The organism is Methylobacterium sp. J-088, from assembly GCF_022829295.1.
Lineage (GTDB): Bacteria > Pseudomonadota > Alphaproteobacteria > Rhizobiales > Beijerinckiaceae > Methylobacterium.
In genome coordinates, this window is the sequence record NZ_JAKSYH010000179.1 from 74,729 (window position 1) to 94,819 (window position 20,091).

General features: G+C 64.6%; 25 protein-coding genes, 1 tRNA gene and 1 riboswitch. Of the genes, 16 read left to right on the plus strand and 10 right to left on the minus strand.

Going from position 1 to position 20,091, the window contains the following annotated elements; translation table 11 throughout:
• Nucleotides 1–211 precede the first annotated feature (211 nt).
• The 4 genes from MKK63_RS20355 (at nucleotide 212) to MKK63_RS20370 (ending at nucleotide 3,131) form a co-directional block, all read left to right on the plus strand.
• Nucleotides 212–757, plus strand: a complete 546-nt coding sequence (locus MKK63_RS20355; protein ID WP_244004992.1) for a phage head-tail connector protein — start codon at nucleotides 212–214, stop codon at nucleotides 755–757.
• Nucleotides 754–1,152, plus strand: coding sequence for a P27 family phage terminase small subunit (locus tag MKK63_RS20360; RefSeq protein ID WP_244004994.1), 399 nt, complete (start codon nucleotides 754–756; stop codon nucleotides 1,150–1,152). Before MKK63_RS20355 ends, MKK63_RS20360 begins: the two co-directional genes overlap by 4 nt.
• Nucleotides 1,121–2,728 (plus strand): terminase large subunit, encoded by a 1,608-nt coding sequence (locus MKK63_RS20365; RefSeq protein ID WP_244004996.1) that lies wholly within the window; start codon nucleotides 1,121–1,123, stop codon nucleotides 2,726–2,728. Before MKK63_RS20360 ends, MKK63_RS20365 begins: the two co-directional genes overlap by 32 nt.
• 166 nt (nucleotides 2,729–2,894) lie before the next feature.
• Nucleotides 2,895–3,131, plus strand: a complete 237-nt coding sequence (locus MKK63_RS20370) for a hypothetical protein (protein WP_244004998.1) — start codon at nucleotides 2,895–2,897, stop codon at nucleotides 3,129–3,131.
• A gap of 58 nt (nucleotides 3,132–3,189) precedes the next feature.
• On the opposite strand, the gene MKK63_RS20375 is transcribed toward MKK63_RS20370, so the two are convergent.
• From MKK63_RS20375 to MKK63_RS20395, 5 genes are all read right to left on the minus strand, one after another.
• Nucleotides 3,190–4,680, minus strand: coding sequence for a hypothetical protein (locus MKK63_RS20375; protein ID WP_244005000.1), 1,491 nt, complete (start codon nucleotides 4,678–4,680; stop codon nucleotides 3,190–3,192).
• Nucleotides 4,677–6,026 (minus strand): ParA family protein, encoded by a 1,350-nt coding sequence (locus MKK63_RS20380; protein ID WP_244005002.1) that lies wholly within the window; start codon nucleotides 6,024–6,026, stop codon nucleotides 4,677–4,679. The genes MKK63_RS20375 and MKK63_RS20380 overlap by 4 nt, the downstream gene beginning before the upstream one ends.
• Before the next feature lie 9 nt (nucleotides 6,027–6,035).
• Nucleotides 6,036–6,509 carry a hypothetical protein gene (locus MKK63_RS20385; protein ID WP_244005004.1) on the minus strand — a complete coding sequence of 158 codons (474 nt, stop codon included), beginning with the start codon at nucleotides 6,507–6,509 and terminating at the stop codon, nucleotides 6,036–6,038.
• Between the two features lie 128 nt (nucleotides 6,510–6,637).
• Complete coding sequence (locus MKK63_RS20390) at nucleotides 6,638–6,877, minus strand: hypothetical protein (RefSeq protein ID WP_244005006.1); 240 nt, start codon at nucleotides 6,875–6,877, stop codon at nucleotides 6,638–6,640.
• A gap of 7 nt (nucleotides 6,878–6,884) precedes the next feature.
• On the minus strand, nucleotides 6,885–7,067 hold the full coding sequence (locus tag MKK63_RS20395; protein ID WP_244005008.1) for a ribbon-helix-helix domain-containing protein: 183 nt from the start codon (nucleotides 7,065–7,067) through the stop codon (nucleotides 6,885–6,887).
• 133 nt (nucleotides 7,068–7,200) lie between these two features.
• On the opposite strand from MKK63_RS20395, the gene MKK63_RS20400 reads away from it, so the two are divergent.
• From MKK63_RS20400 to MKK63_RS20425, 6 genes are all read left to right on the plus strand, one after another.
• Nucleotides 7,201–7,686 (plus strand): hypothetical protein, encoded by a 486-nt coding sequence (locus MKK63_RS20400; protein WP_244005010.1) that lies wholly within the window; start codon nucleotides 7,201–7,203, stop codon nucleotides 7,684–7,686.
• Between the two features lie 23 nt (nucleotides 7,687–7,709).
• Nucleotides 7,710–7,970 (plus strand): hypothetical protein, encoded by a 261-nt coding sequence (locus tag MKK63_RS20405; protein ID WP_244005012.1) that lies wholly within the window; start codon nucleotides 7,710–7,712, stop codon nucleotides 7,968–7,970.
• Nucleotides 7,961–8,128, plus strand: coding sequence for a hypothetical protein (locus MKK63_RS20410; protein WP_244005014.1), 168 nt, complete (start codon nucleotides 7,961–7,963; stop codon nucleotides 8,126–8,128). The genes MKK63_RS20405 and MKK63_RS20410 overlap by 10 nt, the downstream gene beginning before the upstream one ends.
• Nucleotides 8,129–8,257: 129 nt before the next feature.
• Complete coding sequence (locus tag MKK63_RS20415) at nucleotides 8,258–8,794, plus strand: hypothetical protein (protein ID WP_244005016.1); 537 nt, start codon at nucleotides 8,258–8,260, stop codon at nucleotides 8,792–8,794.
• Nucleotides 8,795–8,886: 92 nt separating this feature from the next.
• Nucleotides 8,887–9,045 carry a hypothetical protein gene (locus tag MKK63_RS32010; protein WP_313901785.1) on the plus strand — a complete coding sequence of 53 codons (159 nt, stop codon included), beginning with the start codon at nucleotides 8,887–8,889 and terminating at the stop codon, nucleotides 9,043–9,045.
• A complete protein-coding gene (locus MKK63_RS20425) occupies nucleotides 9,035–10,258 on the plus strand; it encodes an integrase (protein WP_244005020.1) in 1,224 nt (407 codons plus the stop codon). The genes MKK63_RS32010 and MKK63_RS20425 overlap by 11 nt, the downstream gene beginning before the upstream one ends.
• 87 nt (nucleotides 10,259–10,345) lie before the next feature.
• Here MKK63_RS20425 and MKK63_RS20430 read toward each other — a convergent pair.
• Nucleotides 10,346–10,420: transfer RNA gene (locus MKK63_RS20430), tRNA-Gly, on the minus strand.
• A gap of 137 nt (nucleotides 10,421–10,557) precedes the next feature.
• On the minus strand, nucleotides 10,558–10,896 hold the full coding sequence (locus MKK63_RS20435; RefSeq protein WP_244005022.1) for a flagellar protein FlaG: 339 nt from the start codon (nucleotides 10,894–10,896) through the stop codon (nucleotides 10,558–10,560).
• Between the two features lie 210 nt (nucleotides 10,897–11,106).
• Between MKK63_RS20435 and MKK63_RS20440 the strand changes: the two genes are divergently transcribed.
• Entirely contained in the window at nucleotides 11,107–11,643 is a 537-nt protein-coding gene (locus MKK63_RS20440) for a TY-Chap domain-containing protein (RefSeq protein ID WP_244005024.1), read from the plus strand.
• A gap of 22 nt (nucleotides 11,644–11,665) precedes the next feature.
• On the opposite strand, the gene thiC is transcribed toward MKK63_RS20440, so the two are convergent.
• Nucleotides 11,666–13,552, minus strand: a complete 1,887-nt coding sequence (gene thiC, locus MKK63_RS20445; protein ID WP_244005026.1) for a phosphomethylpyrimidine synthase ThiC — start codon at nucleotides 13,550–13,552, stop codon at nucleotides 11,666–11,668.
• A 73-nt stretch (nucleotides 13,553–13,625) separates the two neighbouring features.
• Nucleotides 13,626–13,731, minus strand: a riboswitch (TPP riboswitch).
• Nucleotides 13,732–13,897: 166 nt separating this feature from the next.
• Here thiC and MKK63_RS20450 point away from each other — a divergent pair.
• The 3 genes from MKK63_RS20450 (at nucleotide 13,898) to MKK63_RS20460 (ending at nucleotide 16,302) form a co-directional block, all read left to right on the plus strand.
• Nucleotides 13,898–14,725, plus strand: coding sequence for an alpha/beta hydrolase (locus MKK63_RS20450; protein ID WP_244005028.1), 828 nt, complete (start codon nucleotides 13,898–13,900; stop codon nucleotides 14,723–14,725).
• 23 nt (nucleotides 14,726–14,748) lie between these two features.
• Nucleotides 14,749–15,123 (plus strand): HNH endonuclease, encoded by a 375-nt coding sequence (locus tag MKK63_RS20455; RefSeq protein ID WP_244005030.1) that lies wholly within the window; start codon nucleotides 14,749–14,751, stop codon nucleotides 15,121–15,123.
• A 108-nt stretch (nucleotides 15,124–15,231) separates the two neighbouring features.
• Nucleotides 15,232–16,302: an acyltransferase family protein gene (locus MKK63_RS20460; RefSeq protein ID WP_244005097.1), complete on the plus strand. Its 1,071-nt coding sequence runs from the start codon at nucleotides 15,232–15,234 to the stop codon at nucleotides 16,300–16,302.
• Between the two features lie 9 nt (nucleotides 16,303–16,311).
• Here MKK63_RS20460 and MKK63_RS20465 read toward each other — a convergent pair whose 3' ends face one another.
• Together MKK63_RS20465 and MKK63_RS20470 are read right to left on the minus strand one after the other, a co-directional pair.
• Nucleotides 16,312–16,557, minus strand: coding sequence for a pilus assembly protein PilZ (locus MKK63_RS20465; protein ID WP_243924951.1), 246 nt, complete (start codon nucleotides 16,555–16,557; stop codon nucleotides 16,312–16,314).
• A gap of 114 nt (nucleotides 16,558–16,671) precedes the next feature.
• Nucleotides 16,672–17,136, minus strand: coding sequence for a hypothetical protein (locus tag MKK63_RS20470; RefSeq protein ID WP_244005032.1), 465 nt, complete (start codon nucleotides 17,134–17,136; stop codon nucleotides 16,672–16,674).
• 160 nt (nucleotides 17,137–17,296) lie between these two features.
• On the opposite strand from MKK63_RS20470, the gene MKK63_RS20475 reads away from it, so the two are divergent.
• Together MKK63_RS20475 and MKK63_RS20480 are read left to right on the plus strand one after the other, a co-directional pair.
• Nucleotides 17,297–17,683, plus strand: coding sequence for an ATP-dependent helicase (locus MKK63_RS20475; RefSeq protein WP_244005034.1), 387 nt, complete (start codon nucleotides 17,297–17,299; stop codon nucleotides 17,681–17,683).
• 203 nt (nucleotides 17,684–17,886) lie between these two features.
• Nucleotides 17,887–20,085 (plus strand): transglycosylase domain-containing protein, encoded by a 2,199-nt coding sequence (locus tag MKK63_RS20480; RefSeq protein WP_244005036.1) that lies wholly within the window; start codon nucleotides 17,887–17,889, stop codon nucleotides 20,083–20,085.
• The last annotated feature ends 6 nt before the right edge of the window (nucleotides 20,086–20,091 follow it).

The following is a 20,091-nucleotide window of genomic DNA, read 5'->3' on the forward strand; positions in this document are numbered from 1 at the left end:
GCGCCGGTCCAACTGGCAGCCGATGGCCCGCGGCTGCAACAGCCGAAAGGCGGTGCGCGAGGAAGGCGGGTTCGGTCGCGCTCCGAAACCACCCCCCACCCGGGGGGAGGGTCCGAACGACGGCGAGGGGGAGCACGGACCGCATGGGGACCGTGACGCGTCACACACGAAATTTTTTCCGGCTGCGAAATCGTGATTTTGGGGCAGCGAAATGGACCGGCTGACGCCGCTTTCTAAGCCCGATCCGGTGGTGACGCTGGACGAGGTGAAGGCGAATCTCCGCATCACGCACACGGAAGAGGACGCTTTGCTAGCGCGGCTCATCGCGAGCGCGACCGCGAGCCTCGACGGTCGCGACGGCGCGCTCGGGCGGGCCCTCATGCCGCAGCGCTGGCGCCTGGAGCGCGATCAGTTCTGCTACGGGATCGAGATGCCGCTGCCGCCGCTGCTGAGCGTCCAGGCCGTGCGCTACCTCGACGCCGCCGGCATCGAGCGGACCGTGGACCTTGCCGATGTGGTGATCGTCGGCACAGACCCGGCCGTGCTCCGGGCGCGCACGATCTGGCCGACCGTGCTCGCAGAGCCCGGCGCAGTGGCGATCGAGTTCACCGCCGGCTACCAGGACGTGCCCGAACCGATCCGGACGGCCATCATCCGCAGCGTCGGCAGCCTCTACGTCAACCGCGAGGCGTCCGCCGGGGCAGCGGCGCTCGACTTCTCCGGCCTCGATCCCTACCGTCAGTGGGCGTTTGGATGAGTGCCGCCCGCGTCCTCACCCTCGTGCCGAAGCCGCCAGTCGTCGCCGTGCCGCGCGGGCTGAGCAAGGCTGCCCGTGAGGAGTGGAAGCGGCTGGCGCCCGTCCTACGCCAACGTGGGACCCTCACGGCCGAGACCGAGCCCCTGTTGGTGGCCTACGTCGGCGCGATCGGCATGATCGCGGAGATCGATCGCGAGTTGCGGGGCGCGAAGCTCACGATCAAGGGCGCGAACGGCATCCCGCGGGTGCATCCCTTGGTCGGCGCTCGCAACCGGGCATCGCAGAACGCCCTCCAGTTCGCCAAGCGCCTCGGCATCATCGGCAGCGGCACGCCGGCCCCCTCCAGCCCGAAGGGAGGGGACGATGCCGACCCTTACGCCGACCTGGGCATCTGATCAGTCCCCGATCCCCGACCCGCATGGCCGCGCTGAGCGGATGCTGCGCTTCGTGGACATCCTGCGGCACCCCGCGAGCGAGGCGGGGGACCGCAGGCCCCTGCCGCATCGTTGGCAGCGACGGATCATCGAGCGGATCTACGGTCCGTCCGATGAGATGGGCGAGCGGCAGGTGCGGACCGTATTCATGCTGCTGCCGCGCGGCGCCCGGAAGACGACGCTCACGGCGGCGCTCGCCCTCGGGCATACGATGGGCCCGGCTCAGCGACCGCGCGGCCAGGTCATCGTGGCGGCCTCGCAGCGCTCGCAGGCCCGGGAAGCCTTCGATGAAGCGGCGGCCATGCGGATGCAGGATGCCCGGCTGGTGGCAGCCTCGCACCTCACCGAGGCCAAGAACCGGATCCGGCATGAACGGTCCGGCTCGACCTATGTCGCCATCTCGGCCGACGGGGACGCGCAGCACGGCAAGACGGTCTCGTTCCTGCACGCGGATGAGCTGCACGTCTGGAGCGGCTACGGGCTCTGGAACGCCCTGCGGACCGGCGCCTCGAAGACGGCGAGCTCGCTCACGATCATCACCACCACGGCCGGCGAGCGATCACAGGGCGTCTGCTGGGACCTGTACAAGTATGCCCTGCGGGTGCTGGCCGACCCGGGCCGGGACCCATCGTTTCTGCCGGTTATCTTCCAGGCCGACGAGAAGGCCGAATGGCTGGACGAGAAGCTGTGGCACGCGGTCAACCCGGGCCTGTCCGCGGGCTTCCCAGATCTGGCGGCGCTGCGCTCGGAGGCGATGCAGGCGCGGGAGATCCCCGCCCTGGCCGCGGGCTTCCGGCAGACGCACCTCAACATCTGGGGCGACGGCACAGCGTCCGGCTGGATCGAGGCGGCGGTCTACGATCAGGGTGCCGCCGAGATCGACCCTGACGAGCTGATGGGCCGGCGGTGCGCCGTCGCGGTCGACATGAGCCGGACATACGACATGACCGGCATCGTGGCGGCGTTCTCCGACGACGATGGCGGCTACACCGTCCAGGCGTTCGCCTTCCTGCCCGAGACGGCGTTCAAGCGCCGCTCGGCAGCGGCGCCGGAATACGACTGGCAGGGCTGGCGCGACAGCGGCGCGCTCACCGTCATGCCGGGAGACATCATCCCGGAGGACGTGATCGAGGCGAAGGTCCGCGAGCTGCACGGCCTCTACGGCGCCGTGGCCATTGGCTTCGATCCGAAGTTCGCCGGCCGGATCATGGGGCGGCTGCACGCCGACGGTCTGCCGGCACTGGAATGCCCGCAGACGCCCGCGCACCTCGCGCCGATGTATGTCGAAATGCAGCGGGCGATGATCTCGCGGCGGTTCCGGCACGGCGGCGCGCCCGTCCTGCGGCACGCGGTGCTGAACGCGGTTCCGCGGACCTTCGAGAACAACCTGTTCTTCCTGTCGAAGACCCGCAGCTCGGCGGCGATCGACGTGGCGGTGGCCTGCGGCATGGCGATCGGGCTCACGTCAGCGCCGGCCGCGGAGCCGAGCTACTTCGAGGCGGACGACTTCGACGCCGATCTGCTGGTGCTGGGATGAGGTGTAGTCGTGAGGTGACGATTGATAAACTAGCCTCGCCAGAGGCGCAGCAACTCCTCGCGCCCTTCGTCCGCTTCATCCGTGAGGTGCTGAAATGGCCGCCGTTGAATAGCCCGCCGATGAATACGCTTTCCGCTATACCGCGGAAGGCGGGAGTTAGACGGCGGTGAAGGTCGATGCCATTGGCATTTCCCTCGACAAGCTGACCACCCCGCAGGACAAGTCCGAAGCAAGCACCTACAGAGGGAGCGCTGCGAAGAAAGTTTGCGCGAACCGGGCTACACCCATGCGGGAAGCGGAGGCAGCGAAGGCACAGCGGCAGATCGATTTGGAGACGAGATCCCCGGCGCAGGCGCAGCAGGCGCAGAACGCGGTGGCTGTGTCGACGAGCAGGGACATATAGCGCCCTGCAGCGCAGCGTGGCGAAGATGCGCCGGACGAATTGACCTCGTTTTTCGGGTTTAGTTTATCACGCGTCCCAGCAAGCGGCGCTGCTCAGGGGTTATGCCACCACGACGCCTGATTCCTGCGTTAACCCGGAAAATATCGGGTACATTGACTTTCCCATTAACTCGTTCCTCGAAGACGCCAATCTCCGACAAAAGATTTAAAAGACTATAGCAGGCAACCTCGGGCTCCTGGGATCCTGCACTTAAGGCTAAATCTAATGGAGCGGACATTCCAGAATATTGCTCAAGAATTCGAGCAATTGCATCTGATCCAACCCACCTAAACACGATCTCATCAGGCTCCGCAGGCACGAGCAAACCCGAGAGCGGAGCCAAAGCTTCCTGCACCCAAGGGTAATCTTCGGACAACTCGGTCAAACGATTTTCCGAAGCCTGGCGCACTCCCTGCTGAATTCCCGTATAGTCTATCGCAGTTTTACGAGTATTTCCTAGGTCCGCTGCAGTTTTGATTACTCGTAGAAAGGTTCTCGGTGATATTTCCAGGCGCCCGTCGGCCAGGTGTACCGGAATCCAAGTATAAGGACGCCCGCGCTTTGCGTTTGCTCCCATAAATTGGCCTGCGAACTGCTCAAACAGTTTTCTCTGCGCAGTCTCATCGTATGCCAGCATTCCCGGGATGCGATCAGAGCTAAATGCTTCGTTAGTACGAAGATTCAGCTGTTTCATCAGAGATTGCAGCGCCTGACATCCCGCTTCGTCTCTCCATATATGGAAATATAGCAGACCAAATAAATCAATTGGACGCCACCGTAGGCGAACACTACTACCACTAATTTTCGCAGCGTCAGGAAAGCGGAATAGATCCCGATTTTCGGACTGATCTGGACGCATAAAGATCTTCACTTTGATGGAGCGATAGCTCCTCATTGCAAGTGCCGTTTTCAACAAACCCTGCGTAAGATTTTGGATCCTCGGCCAATCATCTGCGAGTTGCTCCAGCTGATCGAAGAGCACCAAAATTTGCTTCCCATCCTCGAAAAGCTTTCTATCGATAGATCTGAGCAGCGACTGTAGCTCCTCTAGGTTTCTCGCAGCCCACCGTACATATTCGGAGAATTTTGCAGGAAATCTCGCATCATCTGGGTACAATATGCGGACTACTATAGATCTCCAGATCACATCCGCGGGTATCTCGGGAGGCAAACTATCTAATTGGATGCGCGATACGGAGCCATTTGCACCTTCTGCATCGGCAAATCCGAAATGAACATCTAAATTCTTTGAGCGAAGAGCGCGCGTTCTACCCATGTAAGCAGATCCGATAGCCCTTCTACTTTTTGGGTCCGCTAAAGCACTAGCCCAAAAACTTTTACCCATTCCGCGATTGCCAATGACCAATGCGACTTCCGGATCCAGGGCATCGGCGTGTCCTTCCGGAAAATAGATGCTGCTCGCGTCTGGAGACATACCGGTCCCATGTGCAGCCAAAATTGGCAAATCGCGAAGAGACCCCCTGAGAGCAGTCTGGATATCCAAAATCAATCCCCATCCACCAGAGCATCAGACTCAAGGTCCAAGATGGCCCAGCAACGCTCAACGAACGGTCCAAACGGACCTCTGTATACATCCGCATCGAGAGTGGCCCTATCGCTTAGCGGATCGAACGCTTCATAGGCCGGGTGGTGATCCACATAAATTGCGTCATGCGGAACTCCGGGCCCAATTGCATCAGGCGCAGGATTGAAGGCCCCAAACTCGACCATCCCTTGCGGGTTCAAGGACTCGGATTCATAAATAAGTTCAGCGCACATAGAGTATAGTCGTTCCTTGAACTGACCTCTAGCGATCGCAGAAGGCGACGCCTTAGATTGCACAAACGTTATCTTCTCTCTCCAATCTTCAATAGCATCACTCTGAGAGAAGCCGGCAGTCTCTACCAAGTGAGATAGTATGTAACGATACCCTCTGAATGTCTGAGGCTGATCTGTGCCGAAAAACAAAATTTCTGCACCAAGGCCGAGAAGTGCGGCAGCGCTGACCTCTGCCATCCCCGCCCGAGCATCGATCAATACGACGTCGTAATCTTTTGCCGATGAGAATCTGTCAACCATTTCGCGAACCTGTTGCGCCAAACCTTTTGGCCCAAGAGGTGTGCTATCTTCGACTAAAGCCCTCGATAATTTAGCTATCATTGACGCAGGATTTTCATCAGTTACTCGACCGATTGCTGGGACAACGTCAATAGATCCGTCGGCAAACGGACTGACGCCAATAAATTTATCAAGATCGTAATCATCAATGCCATTTAGTCCATTTTCAACTAGGTAATCTATAGCTCCAAAATCAGGCCTAAGATCAGGATCATCGTCTCCGTTTCCGGTCGGTAGTAGCATAAAACCTATACCCGGCGCCTCTATGTCCAAATCAATCGCAAGAACTCTCTTTCCCCTGCGCGACAAATCGGCGGCAAGAACCGCAAGCGCAGTGGATCTTCCCACGCCCCCTTTCAGGGATGAAAAGACAAGTCGCTTGGCGCCAGTAGGCGAAGCTTGTGGAGCCAGCATCCAGTCAGCGCCGACGATCCGGCGGTCCGCATACAAGAACTTTAGCACTGTTCCGTTATGTTCGACCAGCGCCTGTCTAAGTCTAGCATCTTGCTTCAAACGCAATGCCAAGGAGCCCCCGACAATTGGCATCGGTGCGGCATACGCCCCTAGTGCTTCCCGCAGGTCTTTAACGACGGCGTCTGGCTTCGCAATCTTTTCCTTGACGAATGTTAGCCTTCCGGCGCCATCTCTGACTATTATCGAGTCATGGTCTATGCCGACGTTATGTACGGCCAAGACGTCGAGTAAGATGTATAAGCTGGTATCAAAACGAGCCGACATATTGATGCCCTATATCACAAGACTAAGAATCAGATCCTCGGCATCTTTTTTCCAGGCATTACAGGCCGTTTCAGAGACCGGAGTGCACGTTGTCGAAGCGTATCTTATGTCGATATTCCAGTTCTGAAACCGCATGCTGAAATTTGCACTACCAATTTCCGTCTGAAGGGAGGTTGCAACTCGTCCAGTTGCGTAGAGCGACACAACCTGTTGCGCTCGTTGCGCCAAGGTTTGCAGGCTCGGGAAATGGCCTCGAAGTGGCGTACCTCTGAGTGGGTCGCCAGATTGCCGACGACCATTCCTTCCTCGAGGCGGATTAGCTAGAAAATGTGCTTCAATTCCGGAGATGCGCATGGCATGCTTCAGAGCATTTTCGCCAACAATACCATAGTGATATCCGGCATCATCAAACTCACTGTTGTTTAGCAAATGATCTGCTGTACCTTGATGTCGCCAGGCTGCTAAATCGTATTGTTCGGTCATATTTAGATGGCCCAATTAGAGTAACTGTAAGACTTAACTTTCGAAATTGTTAAGAAAACTTCTTTGTTTGTGCACCTCGCCTCATCCGTCTTTCGGTATCACGACCAAACCTAGGGCTATAAGGACAGCTATGAGAATGCCGCGGCAATAGCCGCGCCGGCAGCAGCTACGGCAGCCCATGCGCTGAGATTACCCTGTTGCTTGAGGGCTGCGAAAATCTCTCGCGATGCATCGACATAGCCATCAGCATAGACCGTCCCCACCTGCGGCACCTCAACTTGCGAAGACCAGAAACCTATGCCCGCCGACAGAACGCCGAGGACTGTCGCAGAAATCTTGCAAGCTATGCGGCGATCGAGGTTTCTCACGCTTTTATCAATTCGCTTCTTCAGGATCCTCGCGATGCCGCACGAAGCCCTGGCCGGTGAGCCAATCCGCTAGCGCGTGTCGAATCGCCTCCGGTCGCGATGGCCTGGGTTCGGGCTGGGCGTAGATCCAGGCGTCGAGGGGTTGCAGCTGGTCTGGCGGGATGCGCACGCCGACGTGCGTCGCGCCCACTTTCGGACGTCCTCGCGATTTTCTGTCATCAGGTATTGACGCCATCCTTTTCTAATGACAGAAAAGGCGGGCCGGAGCAAGGCTGGACCCCTCGCACGCGGCCCTAACCCACCACTCTGTTGAGGAGAGCGGCATGGCTGTCCACGCCCGTATCACGCCTGCCTTATTATCCGCTACCAGCCACCGTGACCCGTTATTACGTCAGGGGTCCGGCCGGCAGCCGGGCCCCGTCACCCAGGCTATCCGCGCGATGCGGGCGGCCGAGCCGCTCCCGCCCACCGACGTTGCGATCGAGGCCATCCGCGAGGGGCTGATCCGCTACTTCGTCGAGGCGGACAGCGCCGACCGTCAGCGCGTCAGAGACCTACGCCGTCGGATCTCCGATCGCATCGAGGCGGACCTCGCCTTGCTGGACGCGCTCAGCCCCGATCCGGAGGCCGAGCTTACCGCGCTGGAGCGTGTTGGCCGAGGGTTCGAGTGGTCCGGCTACGATGATGCCGAGGACGGCCACGACGCCGAAGGTCTGACCGACGACAGCGGCATCGTCGATCACGACGCGGCGGTCGAGCAAGGCTTTGCAGGCTACGGGGGGTGCTTATGCTCGTCCACGAACGCTTAGACCTAAGGCCTGACTTCCTGGAAATGAGCATCGCGATCCGCGATCTCGCACAGCTCTCGTCGATCGCCGTCTTGGTTCTCGAACGCGCCATCACCGAGATCGAGCCATCGCTGCTCTCGCACAGTCTCAGGGTGCCCAAGGGTTACATCACGGTCCTGCTGACAGACGAGCAGTTCCAGAACGTTCACTTCATTACCGGACACGTCAAATCCATCGCGGAGACCGCGTGCTCGAAGCTCGAAGCAGTGGAAGAGCTGATCGTGGAGGACGCACGATGCGCCTAATCCTGCTCCTCCTCGCTCGCGCGAATGTTCAATGGGCGCTCGCTGAAATGGCTCGCAGCGATCGCCTGCGTCGTGAGGCGCAAGATGCGCTCGACGCGGCCGAGCGGCGCATGAACGAGGCGGGTTGCCTCGCCGCGCGCGTCCGCGCCCTGCACTGACTCTCAGCCCCGCCGCCCGCGGAGAGTGTGGTTGCGGGGTATCAACAAGGGTTCGCAGGCATCGCGGTCAAACAGCTTGTGCGCGCTCGCAAGGAATGCCATCTTGTGAGCGCGCACAAGGAGATCCCCGTGCCAGAACTCGACATCCCGCTGTTCTCCGTTGCCGATGCCGCTGAGGTGGCAGGCACATCCGTGAACACCCTCCGGTCACACATGCACCACGGGCTAATCGGTCTGAGGAAAATGGACGAGGCAGCTCCCGCCGGGGGGACTCGGCTCCTGACGCTTCGTCGGGTGATCCAGATCGCCATAATGTACGAATTGATTCGAGCACACCGACAGGCACCGGCCCGGGCGGCACAACTCGCTGCCAATTTCACTGATTTCGCGTCGGGATCGCCGACGCCGGACAATGGTGGGAAGCTGCGAGAGCCTGGGCGGACGTTCGGTCAACCGGACTTCACTTGGTTGGTGTTCCACGGCGACGAAGGCGTTGGGCGCATCGTGCGCATTCAACGTACCACTACAGCAACTGAACTCGCTGTGAAGTTCGATGGGAACGGCCTGGTCCCCGGCGCGTGGCTCCCTCTCGATCCTATCGTGAAACGCGTCGAGCTGTTCGGCGAGGAGCGAGGCAACAATGCGCGTCGCGAAAGGCGCGACTGATGCCCCGTCGCCCAGCTCAGGAGCAGGGCTTGTTTCCGTCCGAGGCTGAGGTTGCGCGCCGCCTAAGCCAAGATCCGGCACGATGGTCGGCCATGGCCATCGTCCTCGAACGAGATGGGTTGCCGAAAATCGATCCGCTCATGGGGGCCCGCTACTGGCCGGCTGTGCAGGCTTACTGGAATCGCCGCTACGGTCTCTCCCGCGTCGAGGCGTCTGCCCTCGACGGACAGGAGAACCTCGATGCCCTCTGACCTCAACGCCCCCGGCCTCAAGACGAGGCCTAACCGCGATGGCAGTCGCCGCCTCTACTGGTGCGCCAGGCCCGATCTCGTGAAGGCCGGCTATCGCCCTGAGACCGTGCGGCTGTCCTACAACCTCGACGCGCCGGACGATCGCGCTCTGATCGAGGCCGCGTGCCTGCGCTTGCAGGCCGAGATGCTGGAATGGTCTACTGGCCGCCGCCGTGGCGCCGATGCCTTCGACGGAACGATCCTTGGCCTCTCACGGCGTTACCAGATCGACGAGGCTAGCCCGTTCAGGCGGCTAAAGCACAACACCCGGACCAAGGACACCTACACGCTCATCCTGATCGAAAAGGCGTTCGGCACGCGATCGCTTGCCGCGCTCAAGATCGGCGATTTCTACCGGTGGTACGAGGCGGCCAAGAAGCCGAAGGTCCCGGGCGGCATGGAGCGCGTGCGCCGCGCCTACGGCATCATCAAGAAGCTGCGCGAGTTGTTCGCCTTCGGCATCATGGCCGAGCTGCCGGAGTGCCGCCGGCTGTACGAGGTGCTGGAGCACGCCCGGTTCGCTCAGCCGGCACGCCGCCGGATCGCGATGGAGCTCGGCCACGTCGAAGCGTTTGTTGCGAAGGCGATCGATCTCGAACGGCTTTCGCTGGCGCTCGGCACGGCGATCCAGTTCGAGACCGCCCTCCGTCAAAAGGACGTGATCGGCGAGTGGGAGCCGATCCCGAAGAAGCAGGGGGCCTCGGGCATCCTACTGAACGGCCGCCGATGGGCGAACGGTCTCACCTGGTCCGACCTCGCGGCCGACCTGGTAGTGCGGAAGGCCACGACGAAGACCGGTGCATTCGCAGCGCACGATCTCAAGCTCTGCCCGCTGGTGCTGGCTCTGCTGGACCGCGTGCCAGCCGATCGGCGCGTCGGCCCGCTCATCCTCGATGAGACCGCCGGGCGGCCCTACGCCGAATCAGCCTACGGGCGCGAGTGGCGGATCGTGGCCCGCGCAGCCGGCGTGCCGGATCACGTCTGGAACATGGACGCGCGGGCCGGGGCGATCACGGAAGCCGAGGATGCGGGGGCCGACCTCGACCACATCCGGTCGGCCGCAGCTCACACACAGGTTTCGACGACGCAGCGCTACTCGCGCGGCGCGGTCGGGAAGTCGCGGGCGGTGGCTGAGCTGAGGCTCGCCCATCGGGCCGCGAAGAACGGGGCCTGAACAGCCCATAGGGAACGCGACGGGGAACGTGGGGAACGCGAGATCAGCGGCAGACTGTCAGAAAGGCTGATGCTTCAGCGAGTTAGTTGGAGCGGGCGATCGGGATCGAACCGACGACATTCAGCTTGGGAAGCTGACGTTCTACCACTGAACTACGCCCGCCCACATAAACGGCGTCCGAAACGGCAAAAGCGGAGTAACCGCTCAGCCCGAACCCGAAGCGTTCATGCTTGGGCATGATCTAGCAGCCGGACCGCGACGGCGTCAAACGGATCGTCCGCAGCATGCGGTCACGGAATTCAGGCGACCCGCGATACGCCACCGGCCGGCAGTTTGTGCGTCTCGCGGGCCGAATCGTAGGCGCGGTTCCGCAGCGCGGTCTCGCTGGGCAGCTGATCGATCACGGTGCCGGACGTGGTGTCCACCACCTGGAAGACGATGGCGCTGGTATCGAGATCCTTGATGTACCGCGCCTTGCCGTTGGTGGCGGTGATGTCGAGCTTCACCGCAGGCTCCAATGTGGTGGAGCTCGCAGGCGACTCGGACGGCTGCTGCGCTTCGGCGGGGGCGGCTGTCGCGCCGAGGGCATCGAGGCCCTGCGGTCCCGGCGGCGGGGCCGCGAGCGGGCGGATCTCCATGGCTGCTCTCCTGCAATCCTGTGATCGGAGGATTCAGCCGCCTCATGGCCTAAGCGTTCCTTAACGCTGGTCGGTCATCCACCGGGGGCCGAATGGCGATCCGGCATGCACTGAACATTCCGTTACCGCACCGACACAAATTCGTGCTGATTTCGGCTTCTGCAGGGGCCGGAGCATCCCACCCGCAAGCGCCCGCGGAAGGAAGTCTGGATGCACTGGGCCTGCGCCGTTCTGATGATCACCGTCACGTCGCCGCTCGCCGCGGCGGACATGAGCGATACAGCGGCGTCTCGGACGAGTTTCATCGCGCGGCATCGGTGTGCGATCGTGGAGCACCTCGAGATCATGCATCAGCGTGGCCCGATCGAAGAATCGCGGGACCGCTTCATCGTCGTGGCGTTGCGCGGCGCGCCGCAGCGCTACGTCCAGTGCATCTTCCAGGATCGCAACACGCGGATGTTCTGCGAGGCCTCGTCCGGCGCCTACGGCCCAACCGGCGAAGGGCAGCTGCAGCTCGGCCCGCCCGAGCGGGCGGCTCTGAACGCGCTCGGCTATGTCCAGGCGAGCCCAAGCAAGAACTTCGCTCGCGACGTCGTAATCGGAGACCCGCCGGATGTCACCATCGCGGCGGATCTGATGCTCGCGGCCTTGCACGACGGCTACGGTGCCGGCCCCGGGTCCGTCATCGAGATTCAAGCTCCCTCCGGCGACGATCCGGTCGTCGCCTGTGGCACGCCCGCATCCTGAACGGACCGGGCGTGCCGTCGCCTCACTCGGCGGCGTCGACGTAGAGCTTCCCGCCTTCGGCCAGGAATTCCTGCGATTTCGCCTTCATACCAGCTTCGGCCTCCGCCTTGGTCATCGCGGGTGCCGCGCCCACGACCTCGCCGGCCTCCTCCATCGCCAGAACTTCGGCGCGCAGATCCTGCGTGATCTTCATCGAGCAGAATTTCGGCCCGCACATCGAGCAGAAATGCGCGACCTTGTGGGCGTCCTTGGGCAGGGTCTCGTCGTGGTAGCGGCGGGCCGTATCCGGATCGAGGCCCAGGTTGAACTGGTCCTCCCAGCGGAAGTCGAACCGGGCACGGCTGAGCGCATCGTCGCGCAACTGCGCGGCCGGGTGGCCCTTGGCGAGGTCGGCGGCGTGGGCGGCGATCTTGTAGGTGATCACGCCGGTCTTCACGTCGTCCCGGTCGGGCAGGCCGAGATGCTCTTTCGGGGTGACGTAGCAGAGCATCGCGGTGCCGAACCAGCCGATCATCGCGGCGCCGATGCCGGAGGTGATGTGGTCGTACCCGGGGGCGATGTCGGTGGTCAGCGGGCCGAGGGTGTAGAACGGCGCCTCGCCGCACTCCTTCAGCTGCTTCTCCATGTTGACCTTGATCTTGTGCATCGGCACGTGGCCGGGGCCCTCGATCATCACCTGGCAGCCCTTGTCCCAGGCGATCTTGGTCAGTTCGCCCAGGGTCTCGAGCTCGCCGAACTGCGCGGCATCGTTGGCGTCGGCAATCGAACCGGGGCGCAGGCCGTCGCCCAGGGAGAACGACACGTCGTAGGCCCGCATGATGTCGCAGATCTCGTCGAACCGCTCGTAGAGGAACGATTCCCGGTGCCCGGCGAGGCACCAGCGGGCCATGATCGAGCCACCGCGCGAGACGATGCCGGTGACCCGCCGGGCGGTCAGCGGCACGTGGGCGAGGCGCACGCCGGCATGGATGGTGAAGTAGTCGATGCCCTGCTCGGCCTGCTCGATCAGGGTATCCTTGAACACCTCCCAGTCGAGCTTGAGCGGGTCGCCGCCGACCTTTTCCAGCGCCTGATAGATCGGCACCGTGCCGATCGGGACTGGGCTGTTGCGGATGATCCACGAGCGGATGTTGTGGATGTTGCGACCGGTCGACAGGTCCATGACCGTGTCGGCGCCCCAGCGGATCGACCAAACGAGCTTCTCGACCTCTTCGGCAGCCGACGACGTCACAGCCGAGTTGCCGATATTGGCGTTGATTTTGACCAGAAAATTCCGGCCGATCGCCATCGGCTCCAGCTCGGTGTGGTTGATGTTGGCCGGGATGATCGCGCGGCCCCGGGCGATCTCGTCGCGGACGAATTCGGGGGTGATGAAGGGCGGTACCGAAGCGCCGAAGCTCTGGCCGTCGGCGAGCGTAGCCTCGGCGCCCTCCAGCATCTGCTCGCGGCAGGCGTTCTCGCGGTGGGCGACGTAGATCATCTCCTCGGTGATGATCCCGGCGCGGGCGAACTCGTACTGCGTCACCTTTTGGCCGGGCGCCGCCTTGCGGATGGTCCGCTCGGCGGGGCAGGGGGCCACGAGCTTGTCGCCGGCAAAACCGTTATCCTCTGGCTTGACTGCCCGGGGCTCGACCGCCGTGTAGCCGCGGGCCGCGATCCAGGGCTCGCGCACGCCGGTCAGGCCGGCGCTGAGGTCGATGCGCGCGTCGGTCTCGGTGTAGGGGCCCGACGGGTCGTAGACCCGCACCGGTGCTTCCTTCGGGTCGGAGAGGGCGATCTCGCGATAGGGCACGCGGATGTCCGACCGGCCGTCCGGGCTCGCATAGACCTTCCGCGATCCGGTGACCGGACCGGTGGTCACGGCCTCGGGGTTGCCTGTCACGTCCTTGGGGCGAACGGGTGCGTTCATCGTGGGCCTCTCCTCGCTTCGGAGCGGTCCGGTCCACGCGATGGGTGAGATGAGAGAGCCGGCCGCGAGGCGCGCAGCCGCAGGTTCCCGTCCCTCCGCCGGTATGAGCCGGATCAGGTTCAAGGGTCAGGGCCGGATGCCCAATCTCAGCCCCCTGCGGGGCTCCCCTCGGAACGATTCAAGACTCACGGTTGCCGGTGCCTTTGTCAATGCTGCGTAAAACGTCCGAACGACATCCGCTCCGGATGGTCTGGCGGCGTTCCAAGCGGCCCTGATTGCAACGGCGTCCGGAGCGGGCCTAGGAGAGGGCTCCCACGCCGACCACTTCGCCACCCGACGATTCGAATGCGCCTTCTCGCCGGTCTCGCGCTCACCGTAATCCTGCTCTGCGGCCTGGCGCTCGCCGCGCTCGCCCTGGGACAACGCCGCTTTCTCTATCCGGGCGCCTATCATCCACCGCCCCTCGCGCCGGTGCCGCCGGAGGTCGCGCCGATCACGTTCGCCACCGGCGACGGGGAAACCCTTCACGCCCTCTGGCGCGCGCCGCGGCCGGGTTGCGGCATCGTGGTCAGCTTTCACGGCAACGGTGGCCGCCCGGAACCGCATGCGGCGCGCTTCTCCGCAGACCCTTGGCGCGCAGCCGGCTGGGGCGTGCTGACGCCGGCCTATCGCGGTTATCCGGGTTCGACCGGCCATCCCAGCGAAGACGGCCTGATCCGCGACGGTCTGGCCGCGGTGGCGGAGGCGGCGGCGCGGGCGCCGGGTGCGCCGATCCTGCTGCACGGCCATTCCCTCGGGGCGGCCATCGCGGTCGCGGTCGCCGAGCGTTATTCCGCGATCGGGCTCTACCTTGAAGCGCCGTTCGACTCGATGACCCACACGGTGCGGCTGCATGCCCCGCTGGCACCCGCCTGGCTCCTGCGCGACACCTACCGCTCGGATCTGCGCATCCGCTCCGGGACGGCGCCGGTCCTGATCGTCCAGGGCCGCGACGATCCGGTGGTGCCGGCCAAGCTCGCCTTGGCGCTCGCCGCCGCGGCCGGACCCCGGGCGCGGATCGAGCTGGTACCGGGCGATCACGTCTCCATCCTGGGCCTCCGGGATCGCGAAGCGGAGGCAACGTTCGGCGCGCGTGTCGGCCGGGGCTGCGCGGCGGCCGAGATGGCGGGGTAGTGGACGGTTGAAGGAGGGCGTGCGTGGTTGGACGGCGGTCCCGGCGCTGGAATGCCGATGATCCCGAGCAGCCGGGCGTCGCCGCGCGGGTCGATCCGGTCTGCCCGCTGTGCGAGCGTCCGATCCCACCCCGCGCCCGCTCCAGCCTCCATCATCTGACGCCCAAGCTGAAGGGTGGAACCCATCGTGGCACTGTCCGGCTGCACCAGATCTGTCACTCGGCGATCCACGCCCGCTACAGCGAGGCCGAGATCGCCAACCGACTTGCCGAGGTTGATGCGCTGCGCACCGATCCGGAGATCGCCCGATTTCTCGCCTGGGTCCGTGGCAAGCCCGATGATTTTCACGCCGCAACGCGCATGACCCGCGACCGGCGGACCTCGCGACGCAAGGTCTGAGCGGCGAATATTTACGAAGTCTTGGCCACGTCGGTAGAACGATCGCGTCTCGAATCTTGCCGTCAACCACATGGGGTCCAGGATCATCCCTGTATCGGGGATGCGATGATGGCCGGAGCAGCGGACGCACGGGATCGACTGGCCTGGGTCGATATCGCGAAGGGGATCTGCATACTCCTGGTCGTGATGATGCATGCCGTGACGGGCACTGGCGACGCCATGGGCGGCGAAGGTTTCCTCCACCCGGTCGTCGCCTTCGCGAAGCCGTTCCGGATCCCGGACTTCTTCCTGCTGTCGGGTCTGTTCATGGGGCGGGTGATCGACCGCGACTGGCGCCTGTTCTCCGACCGGCGCGTGGTCCACTTCGCCTATTTCTACCTGCTGTGGCTCGTGATCCAGTCGGCGGCCCGATACGGAAAGATCGTCGGCGATGGCGGCCCCGCGGACTTCGCGGCCCATCTCGCGCACGCCCTGATCGAGCCCTATTCCAGCCTGTGGTTCATCTACCTGCTGGCTGTGTTCTCTGTGGTCACCAAGGTGCTGCGCCGCCTGCCGGGCGGTATGTTGCTGGCTGCGGCCGCGCTGTTGCAGATCGCCGATATCCGCAACGACTCGACCCTGATCGAGGAGTTCTGCGCCCGTTACGTCTACTTCGTGGCCGGATACCTGTTCGCCGACCGGATCTTCACCCTGGCCGATACGGCGCGTCGCCATGTCGGGCCGGTGCTCGGCGGACTTGCCGTCTGGGCCGCTCTAGACGCTTGGCTTGCCATGACACCCACGAGCGATCCCGCCCATCCGACGATGACGAGCCTGCCCCTGGTGAGCCTCGCCCTCGGCGCCGCCGGAGCCTTGGCGATCGTGGTGGCGGCCGCCCTGATCGGCCGGGCAGGTGGCCCCCTGGCGGACGCGATACGCGTCTGCGGCCGGCGCTCGATCGTCATCTACCTCGCGTTCTCGCTGCCGATGGCCGCGACCCGGGAGATCCTCGTGCGCACCGGAATCATCGCGGATATCGGTGCCGTGAGCCTGTTCGTGATGGTGGCCGCGGTGCTGCTGCCGCTCGCCCTGGAACGGCTCGTGCGCGGCACGCCACTGAAGATCCTGTTCGTCCGGCCCGCACGGTTCCACTTGGCGCCCCCCCGCAGGTCGGCGCGTCCGGCCCTGCAGGCGACCTGACGAGCCGCTTCAGCCCTCGAACGCGATGCCGATCCGGCGGCTTCGCCGCCACGCGACCGTAACCGGACGCGGATCGCCGTCGGCGGTCAGGCGCAGCGGGAAACGATCCGGCACCGGCTGATCGTTCTCCACCTCGATCTGGGCGCCCGTCTCGGTCGCGTCCCAGACCAGGCAACTGACCTCGCCGTGTGCGAGGAGCAGGGAGCCGAACGTGAAGGCGTTCCTGCGGAACGTGCCGCGCCGGTCCTCCGTCATGAGACTCTCCCTCGGCCGCACCCGCCCGCCGAACCGGACCTGAATGCCCGAAACCATGGCGGATCGCCGTTAACAGGCTGAATACGGCGGGAGGGCGTGGCTATCGGGGGAAGATCAATCATCGTCCCGGTAGTCCCGGTACTGCCGCGGCGCGGGCCGGTCGTAATCCTCGTCGTAAGGGCGCCGCATCGGCGTGCGGTCATAATCGCGGTCGTAGCCGCGATCGTCGCGGTCATCGTCGCGGCGGCGGTCATAGCCCTCGTACCGGGGGCGGTCGTTCGATCCGCCCGCATTGATACGCGGCGCGTACCAGCAGCTCTTCGGCTGGCCCGGGGCGGGATCCCCGAAGGTTTGAGCGTTACAGGCTATCACACCGCCCTGTGGGAACGGCCGACCGTTGGTGCGGCCGGGAACACCGAAATAGACGTTGGTGGGATAGGGCATCCGGCAGACACCCCCCTCCTGCGCGCACGCAATCAGGTTCACCGTGTCGAGCTGATAGGCTTGGGCCGCGGTGAGCGCGAGCAGACCCATCCCCAGCGAGCCGGCCGCGATGGCCGAGGCAATCCGAATCTTCACGTCCACGATTCCCCCGTGATGCGTCCTGCTGGGGCCGATTAATCCGGATGGCGGCTTCCGGCCAGCGGCCGTGCTCGCTATGGCGTCGGCTCACGATGTTGATGGCGTGGGGACGGGTCGCATCGGTCGGCGGCGGACCGCGACGCATCGGGAGGACTGAGTGAAAGATTCGTCCGCGCACGAGCTGCTTCTGCTCAGCGCCTTGCAGGAATGCCGAATCGCGCTGGCGGGCGCGCGCCAGGACGAGGCGGCGCGCACGGTCGTCCGCGGCGAACTCGAGGCCGCGCTCCGGCGCGAGGAGGCCCTGAAGACCGAGATCGTCCTCGAGCGCGAGCGCACCGAAGCCGTCCGCCTCGTGCTTCAGGCGCTGCTGATGAGCCTCCGGCGCTTCGGTCTGCGTCGACGCCTGTTCCTGGCACGCGTCGCTCGGCTCGGTCGGGAGACGCCGGATTCCGGTCCGCAATCAGCCCGTCACCCGGTGCTGCTTGCCGAGGCGCGGCGGGTGATGGGTGTCGGGCAACCTTCCGACCCGGCGCCCGAGGCGTAGAGGTTGATGCGGTCTTAACGGATTGGCGAGCCTTCTCGTCCAGCATCACCGCGATGCGGTCACAAACGGATTCGACAAGGCGGACGCGCGGCTGCCGCGTCCTGTCCTGTGTCGGGGCGGATGCCGCAGCCTGAGGCGAACGACAACCGTGCGGCGTCGCCTCTGAGGGGCGCGCCGGTCCGGATCAATCGAAGACGGGATGCATGGCCAAGGGGCAAGGCAACGGTCCAGGCAAGGGGCGCGGCAGGGTTGAGCCGAACTTCGATTTGCCGGAGGGGCGCGCGCGGGATCGTGGCGACCTCGACCTGCGCCTGTCCCGTGACGATCGTTCTGGATCAGGAGAGGGCGTGGCGAATCGAGCGGGTGGGCCGGCACGCAAGCCGGCCAAGGCGTCGGCACGGTCGGCGAGCGCGGGCCGGAAGCGGCGTCGCCGTTCGTGGCTCGGCCGGATCGTCTACGGCACGGTGGTGCTCGGCCTCTGGGCCGTCATCGGGCTCGCTGGGCTCATCGCCTACCATGCCTCCCAGCTCCCGCCGATCGACCAGCTCGCGGTCCCGAAGCGCCCGCCCAATATCGCGATCCTGGCGAGCGACGGCACATTGCTCGCCAACCGCGGCGAGACCGGCGGCCGGGTGGTCTCGATCAAGGAATTGCCGCCCTATCTGCCCCGCGCCTTCGTGGCGATCGAGGACCGGCGCTTCTACCAGCATTTCGGTGTCGATCCGGTCGGCATCCTGCGCGCGGTCGGCCAGAACGTGACCCGGCGCGGCGTTGCGCAGGGCGGCTCGACGCTCACCCAGCAGCTCGCCAAGAACCTCTTCCTGACGCCCGAGCGCTCGGCCTCGCGCAAGATCCAAGAGGCGATCCTCGCGCTCTGGCTGGAGCACAAGTACACGAAGGACGAGATCCTCGAACTCTACCTAAACCGCGTCTATTTCGGCGCCGGCGCCTACGGCGTCGAGGCGGCGGCGCAGCGCTATTTCGGCAAGCCCGCCAAGGAGGTATCGCTCGCCCAGGCCGCCATGCTCGGCGGCCTCGTCCAGGCGCCGTCGCGGCTCGCCCCGAACCGCAACCTGCCGGCCGCGCAGGCCCGCGCCGCGCAGGTGCTCGCCGCCATGCAGGATCTCGGCTTCGCGACCGCGCAGGACGTGAAGGTGGCGCTCGCCCAGCCGGCTAAGCCCGCCAACGCCCGCGGCGGCGGCTCGGCCAACTACGTCGCCGACCTCGTGATGGACGTACTCGACGATTACGTCGGCAAGTTCGAAACCGACATCACGGTCCAGACGACGGTCGATACCGCCCTCCAGGCCACCGCCGAGCGGACCCTGACCGAGGAGCTGAACGCCAAGGGCGCGCGCTTCAACGTCGGCCAGGGTGCACTCGTCTCGATGCGCCCCGATGGGGCGATCCGCGCGCTGATCGGCGGGCGTGACTACGCGCAGAGCCAGTTCAACCGCGCTACCACGGCCAAGCGCCAGCCCGGCTCCTCGTTCAAGCCATTCGTGTACCTGACCGCCGTGGAGCACGGCGCCACCCCCGACACGGTGCGCGACGACGCGCCGATCCGCATCGGCACCTGGGCGCCGGAGAACTATTCGCACCGCTACGAGGGGCCGGTCACCCTGCGCACGGCGCTCGCCCATTCCCTCAACACCGTGGCGGTGCGCCTCGGCCAGGAGGTCGGCCCGAAGGCGGTGGTGCAGACCGCGCAACGCCTCGGCATCACCTCGCCGCTCCAGGCCAACGGCTCGATCGCGCTCGGCACCTCCGAAGTGACGCTGCTGGAGATGGTCGGCGCCTACGGGGCCTTCGCCAATGGCGGCACCGGCGTGATCCCCTACGTGGTCACGGCCGTGAAGGGGCAGGACGGCAAGGTGCTCTACAAGCGGGCCGAGAACGGGCTCGGCCGGGTGATCAGCGCCGATGCCGACGGCATGATGAACGCCATGATGCACGAGACCTTCGTCAGCGGCACCGCCAAGAAGGCCGACATTCCGGGCTGGGACCTCGCGGGCAAGACGGGCACCACCCAGGATTACCGGGATGCGTGGTTCATCGGCTACTCGGGCAGCTTGGTGACCGGGGTCTGGCTCGGCAACGACGATGGCGAGCTGACCAAGAAGGTGACGGGCGGCAACCTGCCGGCGGAGGTCTGGAAGGGCTACATGACCCAGGCGCTGAAGGGTCAGAATCCGGTTCCGCTCCCCAACATGAACCGCTGGCGCAGGGCACCGGAGACGACGGCCTCCGTGGCCAGCGCCGGCCAAGAGGCGCCGGGCGGCGTCCTTGGCCAGATCTTCGGCGATCCGCAGGCGGCTTCATCCCGCCCGGCCGCCGCGGCCCGGCGGGCGCCGAAGGACGATCGCAACTTCATCGAGAAGCTGTTCGGCATCGGCGACTGAGCACAG

Coding starts and splice junctions, on each gene's coding strand:
- thiC (WP_244005026.1), bottom strand. CDS start 13,552: ATGAACGCACCCGTTCGCCCCAAGGACGTGACAGGCAACCCCGAGGCC.
- MKK63_RS20425 (WP_244005020.1), top strand. CDS start 9,035: ATGCCCTCTGACCTCAACGCCCCCGGCCTCAAGACGAGGCCTAACCGC.
- MKK63_RS20355 (WP_244004992.1), top strand. CDS start 212: ATGGACCGGCTGACGCCGCTTTCTAAGCCCGATCCGGTGGTGACGCTG.
- MKK63_RS20365 (WP_244004996.1), top strand. CDS start 1,121: ATGCCGACCCTTACGCCGACCTGGGCATCTGATCAGTCCCCGATCCCC.
- MKK63_RS20460 (WP_244005097.1), top strand. CDS start 15,232: ATGGCCGGAGCAGCGGACGCACGGGATCGACTGGCCTGGGTCGATATC.
- MKK63_RS32010 (WP_313901785.1), top strand. CDS start 8,887: ATGGCCATCGTCCTCGAACGAGATGGGTTGCCGAAAATCGATCCGCTC.
- MKK63_RS20380 (WP_244005002.1), bottom strand. CDS start 6,026: ATGTCGGCTCGTTTTGATACCAGCTTATACATCTTACTCGACGTCTTG.
- MKK63_RS20450 (WP_244005028.1), top strand. CDS start 13,898: ATGCGCCTTCTCGCCGGTCTCGCGCTCACCGTAATCCTGCTCTGCGGC.
- MKK63_RS20435 (WP_244005022.1), bottom strand. CDS start 10,896: ATGGAGATCCGCCCGCTCGCGGCCCCGCCGCCGGGACCGCAGGGCCTC.
- MKK63_RS20385 (WP_244005004.1), bottom strand. CDS start 6,509: ATGACCGAACAATACGATTTAGCAGCCTGGCGACATCAAGGTACAGCA.
- MKK63_RS20410 (WP_244005014.1), top strand. CDS start 7,961: ATGCGCCTAATCCTGCTCCTCCTCGCTCGCGCGAATGTTCAATGGGCG.
- MKK63_RS20405 (WP_244005012.1), top strand. CDS start 7,710: ATGAGCATCGCGATCCGCGATCTCGCACAGCTCTCGTCGATCGCCGTC.
- MKK63_RS20465 (WP_243924951.1), bottom strand. CDS start 16,557: ATGACGGAGGACCGGCGCGGCACGTTCCGCAGGAACGCCTTCACGTTC.
- MKK63_RS20360 (WP_244004994.1), top strand. CDS start 754: ATGAGTGCCGCCCGCGTCCTCACCCTCGTGCCGAAGCCGCCAGTCGTC.
- MKK63_RS20400 (WP_244005010.1), top strand. CDS start 7,201: ATGGCTGTCCACGCCCGTATCACGCCTGCCTTATTATCCGCTACCAGC.
- MKK63_RS20440 (WP_244005024.1), top strand. CDS start 11,107: ATGCACTGGGCCTGCGCCGTTCTGATGATCACCGTCACGTCGCCGCTC.
- MKK63_RS20480 (WP_244005036.1), top strand. CDS start 17,887: ATGGCCAAGGGGCAAGGCAACGGTCCAGGCAAGGGGCGCGGCAGGGTT.